The 12,195-nt window shown below is 67.5% G+C and carries 7 protein-coding genes; 2 read left to right on the top strand and 5 right to left on the bottom strand.

Going from position 1 to position 12,195, the window contains the following annotated elements:
- Positions 1 to 159: 159 nt before the first annotated feature.
- From LNV28_RS21860 to uraH, 5 genes are all read right to left on the bottom strand, one after another.
- The gene (locus tag LNV28_RS21860; RefSeq protein ID WP_263520267.1) at positions 160 to 6,249 is read right to left on the bottom strand and encodes a DUF7379 domain-containing protein; all 6,090 of its coding nucleotides are present in this window, start codon (positions 6,247 to 6,249) and stop codon (positions 160 to 162) included.
- An 18-nt stretch (positions 6,250 to 6,267) separates the two neighbouring features.
- On the bottom strand, positions 6,268 to 7,209 hold the full coding sequence (locus LNV28_RS21865; protein ID WP_263520268.1) for a caspase family protein: 942 nt from the start codon (positions 7,207 to 7,209) through the stop codon (positions 6,268 to 6,270).
- A gap of 217 nt (positions 7,210 to 7,426) precedes the next feature.
- Entirely contained in the window at positions 7,427 to 8,659 is a 1,233-nt protein-coding gene (locus LNV28_RS21870) for a glycerophosphodiester phosphodiesterase (protein WP_263520269.1), read from the bottom strand.
- A gap of 305 nt (positions 8,660 to 8,964) precedes the next feature.
- Positions 8,965 to 9,801: a xanthine dehydrogenase accessory protein XdhC gene (gene xdhC / locus LNV28_RS21875; RefSeq protein ID WP_263520270.1), complete on the bottom strand. Its 837-nt coding sequence runs from the start codon at positions 9,799 to 9,801 to the stop codon at positions 8,965 to 8,967.
- Positions 9,802 to 9,822: 21 nt separating this feature from the next.
- A complete protein-coding gene (gene uraH / locus LNV28_RS21880) occupies positions 9,823 to 10,179 on the bottom strand; it encodes a hydroxyisourate hydrolase (protein ID WP_263520271.1) in 357 nt (118 codons plus the stop codon).
- A gap of 62 nt (positions 10,180 to 10,241) precedes the next feature.
- On the opposite strand from uraH, the gene LNV28_RS21885 reads away from it, so the two are divergent.
- Positions 10,242 to 10,967 carry a GntR family transcriptional regulator gene (locus LNV28_RS21885; protein WP_411970008.1) on the top strand — a complete coding sequence of 242 codons (726 nt, stop codon included), beginning with the start codon at positions 10,242 to 10,244 and terminating at the stop codon, positions 10,965 to 10,967.
- Between the two features lie 286 nt (positions 10,968 to 11,253).
- On the top strand, positions 11,254 to 12,195 hold the full coding sequence (gene puuE, locus LNV28_RS21890; protein ID WP_263520273.1) for an allantoinase PuuE: 942 nt from the start codon (positions 11,254 to 11,256) through the stop codon (positions 12,193 to 12,195).

Genomic DNA, 12,195 nt, shown 5'->3' on the forward strand with positions numbered 1-12,195 from the left:
GTGAGCTGCAATCCCTGTCGCGTGGGGCCAGCGCAATGCCTGGCCCGACTCCTCTGCCGGCGCCTCGTGCAGCCGAGGCTGCACGCTGGGACGGCAGCGCTCCGCTGCGACGAGTGGGCAAAGTGTATACAGTTCCGCCCGCCTCGATAAGGCGGGTTTTCAGCGGCGGCGCGACTTGACGGTCTTGGCCGCGACCCTTGGAGTGGCCCTTGGAGTGGCTGTCACGCTCGCCTTCCCGGAGGCCTTGCCGGGCGCCTTCACAGTGGCCTTCCCGCCCGCTTCCCCCCCCGCCTTGGCCGCCCGTTTCACCGCACCGCCGGCCGGCTTGAGCACGGCATCGTCCGGAGTGGCCGTCGGGGCTCGCTCGCTGGCCATGGCCCGACCTGGCAGCAGGCGTGCGGCCAGCTCAGCCAGATGCGCGGCCGTGCGTTCGAGCGCGCCATCATGGAATTGCACCAAGGCCAGGGCCTCATGGAAGCGGGCCAGGCGCTCCAGGCGCTTGACCATGGCCTCCAGCTGCGCCGGCCGGGCCGTCACACCTTGCAAAGCCTCCAGATATGTGGCGGCCAGGTCCTCATAGGCGCGCCGCCCGTCCTCGCCGTCCCGGCCCAGGCTGCCGTCCAGCAGGCGCTCGACCAACAAAGCCTCGGGCTGGATCAGCAAGTCCCAGGGGCTGGGCTCGATGGCGAACCTCTGCGCGGCGTTGCTGCGGCATTGCTGGGCCAGAGCGATGGCCGCTTCGCGCTGGGCCGGGCTTTGCCAATCGGTCAGCGCATCCAGCGCCAGGCGGTAGAGCGCATGGCAGGGGCTGAAGCTCTCGCTCCCCGGCTGGCCCTCACCGGCATGGTAAGCCGCCACGCTGCGCTGCAAGGCTAGGTTCATCAGGCGAGCCGCCTCATCACTCTGGGCCGGGTCCAGGCGCGCGCTGAGCAGGCGGCGGGCCTGCAGGCCCGCCAGGCGCTGCCAAGCGCTGCCGCGCAAGGCCGTGCGTTCGCTGTGGCTGGCCGGGGGCTGGGCCTCGACTTGCGGCCCAGCCAGCAAAGCATCCAGGCCATCCAGGCGCTGCAGGGCCAGCTCGATCAGCGCGCTGCCAGGACCGTCCAGCGGCTTGCCGGCCGACCACGCGGCCACCGCCTCGGCCTCGCCGAGCCGGGTTTCCACATCGACCAGCTTTTCCAGATCCGAGATCGGCACGGCGCCGGCGCGATCCACCGATTGCACGGCCAGCAGCAAGGCCTCGCGGGCCAGGCCCAGCTGGCCCAGCTCCATCCAGGTCTTGCCCAGGGCCGACTGCAACTGCGGCAATTGCAGCCAAGCGGGCGAGCAGCGCTGCGCCAGAGACGTGCGCACCTGCTGACCCAAAGCGGCCAGCTCGCCCTCGCTCAGGGGCTCGCGACGGCGCGACAACTCGGCGCGCAGCCGCGCCAGCTCGTCAAGCAGCTCCTCGGGCGAGACATAGGCCGGCGGGCCATCGCTGCCGGGCTCGCCATCACCGCCACCATAGCCCTGCGCCTGACCGGCAGGCTCAGCCACCCAGCCCGGGTCGCCATAGGCTTGGAAGGCGCCCCAGGTGATGTCCTCGGGGCGGCTGTCCCAGACCGCGCGTCGGGCGCGAAAGACGGCGTCGCCGAAACTCTGGCGGCGCAAGAGCAGCTGTTCGTAGAAGACCTCGCCGAAGCGCCGCGCCGACTCGTCGTTGACGGCCCAGCCTGCGACGATGACGCAGCGCACGCCGATCTCGATCAACTCACGCGCCACGCTGGCAGCCAGCTTGTTACTGCCCTGGCCCTTGGCCGCCGGGTCCACCTGGCCGAGGTGGCAGCAGTTCAGGAACACCAACTCGGGCACGGTCTCCATCGCGTCGATTTCGGCCGCGGTGATGAGCAGGCCGTCGGACAGCAGCACGCCGCTGCGAGCCCGGCCGTCGGCATGAACGAGATTGAAGACACCGTGAGCCGAGATGTGCAGCAGGCGCCAGGGCCGGCTGTAGAGCTTGGCCAGCACATCGCTGGCGCGCAGCCAGTTGCCCACCAGGGGCTCGACCTCGTAGCCGATGCGGCTCAACAAGGCCGCCGTCTGATTGCCTTCGGCTTCGGCACCGGGCAGGTCGGGCGGCGTGCCGCTGGGCTGGCCGCCGATCCGCGGGAAGCCCTTGGCAAAGCCTTCGCTGCTGGGGTTGGCAATCACCAGGGCGCGGCGGCCGCTGCCCTGGCGCACCACATTGCGGAAGCGCGGCGCGACCAGCTGGCGCACCACCGCCGTGCGCAGGGCCAGGGGCAGCTTTTCTTCGGCCGGCCGCTCGGGGTCGTCGGCCAGCAGCAGCTCCCAGGGCAGATTGGCGGTGTAGGCATCAACCACCAGCACCACCCGGTCCAACTGCCGCGCCGCGTCCTTGAAATCATGCGGCACCATCAGCTGGAACAGCAGGCGCCCGAAGTCCTCGTTCCAGCTCGGGTTGCCGATCTGCTGGCTGACCAGTTGTTCGACCAGGCCCGGCTGGCGCTGCAGCGCCACCGATTCAGCCCGCGCACGCTGGCCGACATAGGTGTAGCGCAGGCGCCGGGCCAGGGGCGCCGCCCCAGAGCCCTGCGGCGCCGGCGCATCGGGGTTGCGGTCAGCATCGGCAATGATCAGGCGTGGCCAGTAGCTGGCACTGCCGGCATCGAAAAGGCGTGAGCGCCAGCCCTCACCCTGGGCCAGCTCGGGGCGGCACAGCAGGGCCGTTCCCTGTCGCTCGGCCTGGGCGCTCAGTGGCGCGCTCAGCTGGCGCAAGGCATAGGTGGCGCTGATGGCGGTGTCGAGGTAGAGCTCGATCAGGTCCAGGCGGCCGATGCGGATGTTCAGGCCGGTGGTGGCGAAGAAGCGCGCGTTGGCCTCCATCACGCCACGCACCAGGGCCTCGACCGATGCGGCCACGGTCAGATTGGCCGAGGAGTTATAGCCCAGCAGCAGGCTGGCCAGGGGCAGTTCACGCTCGCCCTTGCCCAGCACATCGATGACCTGCAGCAGGTAGCGCAGCGCCCCGGTGCGCACCGCCTCGGTCAGATCGGCCGGGTTGAGCGGCCGGTCGTAGGAACCCAGGCCGGTCACCACCGCGCCGCTGAGATGACCGCGCCGGCGCTCGGCGTCGCCGGGCACGCGCAGCACCACCGTGGCCGTGCCACGGCCGCCCGCGTACAGGCCCAGGCTGTGGCGCTCGCTGAGCTCGCCATTGAGCAGCTCGCGGTCGATCAGGCTTTCGGCGCCGGCAATCGGGTCGCGCTCGTAATGGCCCACCAAAATGGGGTCGGTGACAAAGCGCAGGTCCATGGCACGCACCTGCACCTCCAGGCGGCGCTTGGTGCGGGCCGGCACGCGGTCGCGCGAGGAGGCCCCGAGCAAGCCGCGCAGCAAGGCGTCAGGGTCTTCGGCGCTCGGCGGGCCGGCGTCGTAGTGGATGGGCGTGGCCAGCTCGATGGCGCGCTGCGCCGGCGGGTTGACGGCCAGACGGGCCGTGTGGCCCGAGGTCAGCAGCTCGACCAAGGCACCAAAGTGGGCGGCGCTGGCGGTCAAGTCGCCATGGGCCACCGGCATGTAGAAAAAGCGGCCGATGCCGCCGATGCGGCCGGAATCCCAGCTGACCGTGCCATCCCCGCGTGTCGTCCCCACCATCTTCAGGCGGCGCGACTCGCCCGCGCCTTCGATGCGGATGCCGCAAGGGGTGTTGGGCGCCTGGCCGAAGATGTAGATGCTCTTGGCGGTGTAGGCCGCGGGGAGGCTGGGCTGGGCCAGGCCATCCTGCTGCCAGAGCCAGCTGGCGGCGTCCAGCACGGGCTGCGGCGGCGTGCCGGCGCGGCCCTTGCCGAACCAGAAATCGCGCACCAGGCCTTTCAGCTCGGTCCAGGTTTCGGCCTTTTGGTAAGCCAAGCTGGCGCCGCCCTCGGGCAGGCCCTGGAAGGTGTCGACAAAGCCGGGCTTGGGCAGCAGCTGCAGCGCGCCGCGGAAACCGGCAATGATGTCCAGCACATCCTGCATGTTGTGCGCCATGTCCAGGCGCACCAAGGTACGCAAGGTGTCGCCCTTGCCGATCAGGTTCTCGACCATGGAATGCGCGCCCTGGTGCGGCGTGCCCAGCATCAGCAGGCGGGCGCCCTCGCGGGCCATCAGCGCGTCCATGACGGCGCGGCGCTTGTGGATGCAGGCACGCACCACCAGGCCGCCCATGCTGTGGGCCAGCAGGCGGATGGGCTGATCGCTCTCTTTCAACAGCCGGTCGAGGAACTCGCCCAGGCGCTCGGCCAGCACATCGAGCGGCTGGCGCCAGTCGTAGGGGAAAGGCTCAACCCGGTGGCTGGAAGCCAGTTGCTCGCAAAGCTTGCCGTAGAACATGGCGAACAGTTCGTCGGCCTCGACGCCGGCTCCGCTGTCCTGCCAGGCCAGCTTCGTGAGGCCGCCAGCGGCGATGTCCAGCGGGTCGAACCAGACTCGGTCCTTGGGCCCGGCACGCAGATGCGAGCCCATCACGCCAGGCAGCACCACGACGATGGGCCGAAGGTCAGCGCCGACCGCACGGCTGGCACTCGCCTCCAGGGCGGCGGCCATGGCCGCGGCAAAGCCTGCCTGATCCGGCAGCGCATGGAAGGCTGGCAGCTTGGCAGGCTCGGCATGGGTCAGCCAGTCACGCAAAGCGCCGCGCGTGTCGGCATTGACGAAGTAGCGGAAATGCGAGACATCGGCGCCGCGGTCGAACAGCACGCGGGCATCGAACTTGGGCGCGACGCCAGCCAGCATGGCGCTGGTATTGACGACCAGGTCGTTGTCGTCCATGTCGAATAGCAGGTAGTCGGTCAGCATCACGCCGAGCCGGCGCAGCAGGCTGCCGCCCTCGATGTCGCCGGCAATCACCGCCATCTGCGTGCCCGGCCGCACCGGCGATTCACGCAGCAACCGCGCCAACGGCGAGTCGGGCAGCATGGCTTCGATGCCGGGCACCAAGTGGGCATCGGTGCGGTTCTTGGCGATCTCGATCACCACGCGCTTGAAGGCCGAGTACAAGGGGCTGCCGAAAAACACCGGCACGCGGCCGATCAGACTCAAGAGGCCGGACAGGAAAACATCGAAGTTGCCACTGGCCAGCTTGGTGCCGCTGGCCGGCGAGGCGGCGCGCACATAACGCTGCACCACCAGGCGGCGCTTGCGCAGCACGGTGGCCAGGGTGCGCAGCTGCTCGCGCTGCTCGGCATGGGCCGTGTCGAGCTCGCCGCGGATGCGACGGTTCTCCTCTTCATCGGCCACACCCATGCCCTCGAAAGCATAGGCGTAATGCTCGATCAGGCGGTCGAAATCACCCAGACAGAGCAGGTCGGCCACCAAGCCGCCGCGTGAATGCGACACCAGGTTGACATGGGCACCGATGGGCAAAGAGCTCGCCAGAGCAATGGCGTTCTCGATCGGACTCTCGGACAGCGTGCGGTGCTCGAAGCCGAAGATACCGCCGGGGAAGCGCGCCTCAAGTGCCCCCCAGAGGTCGCGGTCACCGCTGCGCAGTTCGCCAAAGCTGCCCAAGGTGCTGGAGCCTGTGCCGTGAACGAAGACCAGCAGGGGCTTGGCGGTGGCCGGATCGACCGGCTTTTTCAGATCGAGCCCGCTGGGGGCCAGGTCTTGCGCCTTGCCCGTGGCGGAGACCCAGCGGTAGAGGCCGGGCTCCTGGTCCAGCTGGCTCTCGATCGCCCACATCAGGGCGCGTGTGCCGGCCCAACTGACACCCAGCTCGGCCTTGTCTGCCAGCTTGCTCAGGGCCAGCTGGATGATGGCGTCAGGCTTGTCGCCGGCCACAATGCTGAAGACCTTGCTGATCAGGCCACCGGCCGCCTCGCCCAGGCCGCGGCTGGGTGCAGCGCCTTGCTGGCGCAGCTGCTCCAGCAAGATGGCCCCGGTCTCGGGGTCCAGCAACTCGGGGTGGCTGAGCTGCAGGCTCTGCTGCAGACGCGCGACGCTGGTGATCAAGCTGCTGCCATCGGCCAGCTCGATCAGAAGCAAGGTCTCGGGCGCCAGATCGCTGCGCTGCGGCGCTGCAGCGGCCGCACTGCTGCGCGCCGCCGGGCTCAGCTCGTAGCTGGCCAGAGGCTGCAGATAACCCTCGGGCAAGAACACATCGGCCTGCTCCTGGGCGGTGCCGGCCGCGCGCGTAGCCGGGTTCAGCAGCTGCGGCAGCTGCGCCTGGGCGGCAGCGCGCGCACTGAGGTGGAGGGAGATCTTGGCAGCAGGCATGGCGGGCTCCGACTCGGCTCAAACAGTGAAAGGCTTCTGCGCCAGGAAGCTGGCGGCGGCACCGAGCACAAAGAGATTGGGCGATTGGCTGGGCGGCAAGCCGGCGCGGATGCGGGCATGGAAACTCGAGTAGTTGCCAGTGAAGGCGCCGTTGTTCCAGACCTTGAGCAGCTGGCCGGTGAAGGCGCCGTTGTGAGGGCCGTCCATGGAGGTCTGGTTGTCCTGGCAGCCCGAGATCAAGACCACGGACGGGCCGAAAGCTCCGACCAAGGCGGTGGCGTGCGCGGCGGCACCCACCAGGGCCAGGGCGGCATCGGGGTCCACCGCGACCTTGGTCGCAGCCGCCAGCACCTCGTTCTGCAGCTTGTCGTAGAAGGCTTTGTGCTCGCGGTAGACGCGGTTGGCCACTTCTTCGGGCATGAGCTTGGGGCGCTGGTCGGCCGGCGGCGGCGGCGCGGGGAAGGCTCGGGTGACGCTGCCACTGTGGCAGCTGTCGGACAGCACCAGGATGCGCACGCCGGCGGCGAAGCGGCTGAGCTCGAAATACAGCTCGTCGTCGATCAGCTGGCCGTCAAAGAGACACCAGGTCTCGTCCTTCTTGTCAGGCTCGTCGCCATTGGCATCGCCGACCTGGCCGCCATGGCCTGAGTAGCTGAGCAGGTAAAAATCACCCGACTTCAGCGTCTTGGCGGCTGCACGCATCTGCGCCAGCACGGCGGCGCGGGTGGCCTTCTTGGTCAGCAGCACCGATGGCTTGGCGATGCCTTTGGATTTGGCGATCGCCGCCATGTCATTGGCATCGAATTCGCAAGCCGCCAGAGGGCCACTCCAACCGCCATAAGCCGTCGGGCTGACGGCATTGAGGCCGATGTGCAAGGACGCCGCCTTGGGCTTGGGCATGGGAAAGGGCTTGGCGGCGGCGGCCGGAGTCTTGGACGCGGCGCGGGTTTTGCTGGCCATGGTTGTTGTCTCCTGAACAATGTTGCTGAGGGGTGGCCAGCAGTCCCGCCCAGGTGGGCGACGCGGAGCCGGCGGCCATCTTGGGCGACATGCGGAGCGGACGAAACCCCTAGGTTCAGGATGGTGAAGCGAAGCGGCACCCTGCCGGCATAAAAAAACCGCCCCGGGATCAGCGGGGCGGTTTCGTCGGCGGGTGCTGCGGCTGCAGCGCCGGGGGTCAGACCTTGCGGCGGCGACCCAGCCAGCCGATCACACCAAGGCCGCTGAGCAGCAGCGCATAAGTTTGCGGCTCGGGGACGGAAGCGACTGCAGCGACGCCGGTGTCGGTGAAGTCGGTGAAGATGCCGTCCACGCCCAGCTTCAGATAGGCTTCCATTTCCTTCTGGGGGTTGTCAAAGCCCAGCATGGAGGCGTCGTTGCGGAAGGTCCAGGTGTGCACGAACAGGCCATTGGCATGGGCCGCTTCGATCACGCCGGTGCTGCCGTCGACACGGCGGTCTTTGCCATTGACCACACCATCGCCGTTGCGGTCGATACCATCGTCCACGGTCTTGAGCAGATAGGGTTTCCAGGGGCCGACGCCGTCGGCGTAGGTCGCGACGAAGGACAGGCCGACATTGCTGACCAGATCGGCAAAGGTCAGCTTGCCATTGCGCACGGCCACATCGAAGGGGCGGTCGTAAGGTGCCACCAGAGACATCGAACCGTCGGCATTGACGTCGTCGGCATCGACCAGCTGCACCAACTTGATGTCCGTCTTGGTGTTCAGGTACTGCAGATTGCTGACTTCAAAGCTTTGGATGAAGACCGGAGCCGAGCCCGTGTTGCCGTAGGCGGCATGCAGGGTCGAGACCAGCTTGTCTTCGAAGTAAGTCTTGCCGAAACCCAGGCTCTGCGACACGCCTTGCATATACGTCGAGTGCTTGAGTTCGGGATAGATGCCGATGGTGCGGCCGGTCTCGATGCTCTTGGCCTTGGCCAGGGCGATCACCTCGTCCAGAGTCGGGACCTTGAACTGGCCATCGAACTCGGTCGGGCGGCCGGCGCGGGTTTGCATGGCGCCCAGGGTCTTGAGCTCGGCCAAGGTGAAGTCCTCGACGAAGTACTGGTTCTCGTACTTAACGCCGTCGATGGTCTTGGTGGTCATGCGGTCGGCGAACTGGGCCAGCGAGCGCACATTGGTCGAATCGCCGATCACCGGCTCATGACGGGCGACCAGGATGCCGTCGCGGGTCATCACCAGATCGGGCTCGATGTAGTTGGCACCCAGCTGGATCGCCTTGGCATAGCCTTCCAGCGTGTGCTCAGGCAGATAGCCCGAGGCGCCACGGTGGGCAATCACCAAGGGGGCATTGCCGTCCAAGGTGTTCCAGGCCTGGGCCGGTGCAGCGGCCAGGCCGGCCAAGGCAGCCAGAGCAGCCAGGGCGGTTTGATTGAATTTCGTACGCATGGGGATCTCTCCGGTCAACAGCATCAAGACGGACGCCATAGTCCCCAAATCGCGTGAAATTCCTCACCGCAGCGGCCAAGTCGCATGAGCCGTTCGGACTAGCCTCGATGACCCAAGCACGAGATCGTTCGCGGCAGGATCCGGCACTGAGCCGTCGTTCGCGGAGATTTGAATACGAACGCAGAGTGCGCGGAGGACCGCAGAGGTCGCGGAGAAGAGAGCTGGATTTCTAGTCTCAGCGTCCTCTGCGGTCCTCCGCGAACTCTGCGTGCTGAAATTTCTCCGCGAACGACGGCTCAGTGCCGTCAGCCGCCGCTCAGCTGCAACAGCAACTGCGCCACGACCGCCACCGCGATCACTTCCGGCTGCTTGCCCTGGATGCCGGCTAGGCCGATCGGGCAGCGCACCTGGGCCAGTTCGGCCTCGCTACAACCCCGCGCCAGCAGGCGCTGGCGAAAGCTCGCCCATTTGCTGGCACTGCCGATCAGGCCGATGAAGGGCAGATCACCGCGCTCGCGCTGGCGCGCCAGGCAGGCGGCGACGATGTCCAGGTCTTCGGCGTGGCTGAAGCTCATGATCAGCACCTGCGAGCCCGAGGCAAGACCTGGCACCGCGGCCTGCACCGGCTGCGAGTGCTCGGCCAGATGGACCTGCGCCGCCAGCTCGGGCGGAAAGACCTCGTCCCGGCTGTCCAGCCATTGCAGCTCAAACGGCAGATCGATCAGGAGCTTGACGATGGCCCGGCCGACATGGCCGCCGCCAAACAAGGCCACCGGCTGGCGCGCCTCGGGCGCCAACAGCCGGGCGCGCAGGCCGGCAATGTCCGCCGGCCCCAGGCGCTCGAAGCGCAGCTGCACCACGCCGCCGCAGCATTGACCCAGGCTGGGGCCCAAGGCATAGCGGCGCAAAACGCCGCCCGGTTCAGGTCCATTCGCAGCCAGCAAAGCCCGCGCTTCAGCACTGGCGTCGAACTCCAGCCGACCACCGCCAATGCTGCCGACCTGCCCACCGGCGCTGAGTGCCATCCAGGCGCCCAGCTCGCGAGGCCCGCTGCCCTGCACGCCGGCCACTCGCACCAGCACCGCGGGCTCCCGCGTCAACAGCAATTCCAGCGCGGCGATCTCGCGGCTCAATGCACCCATGTCGATGGAATCCCGAGCCGCTCAGCTGCCACGGTAGGTGGAATAGCTCCAAGGGCTGAGCAGCAGCGGCACGTGGTAGTGCGAGCCTGCATCGGCAATACCGAAATCCAGCGGCACTTCATCCAGAAAGGCCGGCTCCGGCAAGGCCACGGCGCGCGACTTGAAGTATGCCGCCGCCGCGAACACCAGGCGGTAGCGGCCGGGCTGAAAGGCCTCACCTTCCAGCAGCGGCGCTGGGGCGCGGCCATCGGCATTCAATGTCAGGCTTTGCAGCAGCTGCGGGTTGCCGCTGGCGTCCATGCGGTAGAGGCGCACGGCCATGCCGGCAGCCGGGCTGCCGTGCATGGTGTCGAGCACATGGGTGGTGAGCTTGCCCATCGAAATCTCCGTCGGCCAGGCATGGCCGCAACAAACCCAAAGTGTATACACTTCAGCACACAATGCGAGCCAAAGCCCCGCCCCCTGCCCTTTCAAGCCCAGCAGCCGATGTGGAACCGGCTTCGAGCACCGAGCGCATCGCCACAGCCATCACCGCGGCCATCGTCGAGCGCCGCTTGATGCCGGGCACCAAGCTGGCCGAACAGAAGCTGGCCGACATTTTTTCCGTCTCGCGCACCCTGGTGCGCCAGGCCCTGAACCAACTCAGCCGCGACCGCCTGGTGACGCTGACGCCGGCGCGCGGTGCCTTTGTGGCCGAACCCAGCGTCGAAGAAGCGCGCCAGGTCTTCGAGGTGCGGCGCATGCTGGAATCCAGCCTGCTGGCTCAGCTGGTCGAGCGCATCACGCCGGCCCAGCTGGCCGAGCTGCGCCAGCACCTCAAGGCCGAGGCCCAGGCCATCGCCCGCACCGATGTGCCGGGCCGCACCCGCCTTCTGGCTGACTTTCACCGCCTGCTGGCGCGCATGCAGGGCAATGAGGTGCTGGCCCAGCTGCTGGGCGACTTGCTCTCGCGCAGCTCCCTGATCTCGCTGATGTACCAAAGCGACCACTCGGCGGCCGAGTCGCATGCCGAGCATGTGGCCCTGGTCGACGCGCTGGAGGCGCGCGACAAGCGCGCGGTACAAAAGCTGCTGCGCGATCACCTGGGCCATGTAGAAACCAGCCTGCGCCTGCAGCCGCGCGTGGCGAGTCTTGCGGAAGTACTGGATGGCCGAAATGCAAGATAGACCACAGAGCACCCAAGGCTACTGTCGGCGCCCGGCGCAAATGAAGAAACACGTACGCAGAGGCCGCAAAGAAACGCGGAGCACGCAGAGAGAGCAAAGGCTGCAGCAATGAGCTCTGCGCGCTCTGCGTCCCTCGGCTGTTGGCTCTGCGTTCGTGCTTTGGATTCTGTTTCTTGAGAGGCTCGGAGACACAGAGACAGGCCAGAAAAGATATGAACAAAACCTCTGTGCCTCTGTGCTTGCCTTTGAGTTCTTTGCTTCTTCGCCACATCTTTCGGAGCTCACGATGAACTACCCCCGCGACCTGATCGGCTACGGCGCCCAGCCGCCGCAGGCCCAGTGGCCCGGCCAGGCCCGCATCGCCCTGCAGTTCGTGCTGAACTACGAAGAAGGTGGCGAGAACTCGGTGCTGCACGGCGATGCCGGCAGCGAGCAGTTTTTGTCCGAGATGTTCAACCCGCCGGCCTTTCCGGCGCGGCATCTGAGCATGGAAGGCATTTACGAGTACGGCTCGCGCGTCGGCGTCTGGCGATTGCTGCGCGAGTTCGAGCGGCGCGGCCTGCCGCTGACCGTGTTCGGCGTGTCCATGGCCTTGGAGCGCCACCCCGAGCTTTGCAGTGCCTTGCAAAGCCTGGGCCATGAAGTGGCCTGCCACGGTTGGCGCTGGATCAGCTATCAAAACGTGGACGAGGCCACCGAGCGCGAGCACCTGCAGCGCGGCATGGACATCCTCACCCGCCTGCTGGGCGAGCGCCCGCTGGGCTGGTACACCGGCCGCGACAGCCCGAACACCCGCCGCCTGGTGGCCGACTACGGCGGCTTCGAGTACGACAGCGATTACTACGGCGACGACCTGCCCTTCTGGCTGAACGTGCGCAAGAGCGACGGCAGCCTGGCGCCGCAGCTGCTGCTGCCCTACACGCTCGACTGCAACGACATGCGCTTCGCCCTGCCCCAGGGTTTCAGCCATGGCGACGAGTTCTTCGAATACCTGCGCGACAGCTTCGATGTGCTCTACGCCGAAGGCGCAGAGACGCCTCGCATGATGAGCGTGGGCATGCACTGCCGCCTGCTGGGCCGGCCCGGCCGCATGCGAGCGCTGCAGCGCTTTCTTGACCATGTGCAGCAGCACGAGCACGTCTGGATCTGCCGCCGCATCGACCTCGCCCGCCACTGGCGCGCCACCCACCCCTTCGACGCCAACACCGCCTTTGTCTGGGAACGCTGA

Source organism: Paucibacter sp. DJ2R-2, assembly GCF_025717675.1.
In the GTDB taxonomy this organism is placed as follows: domain Bacteria; phylum Pseudomonadota; class Gammaproteobacteria; order Burkholderiales; family Burkholderiaceae_C; genus Paucibacter_A.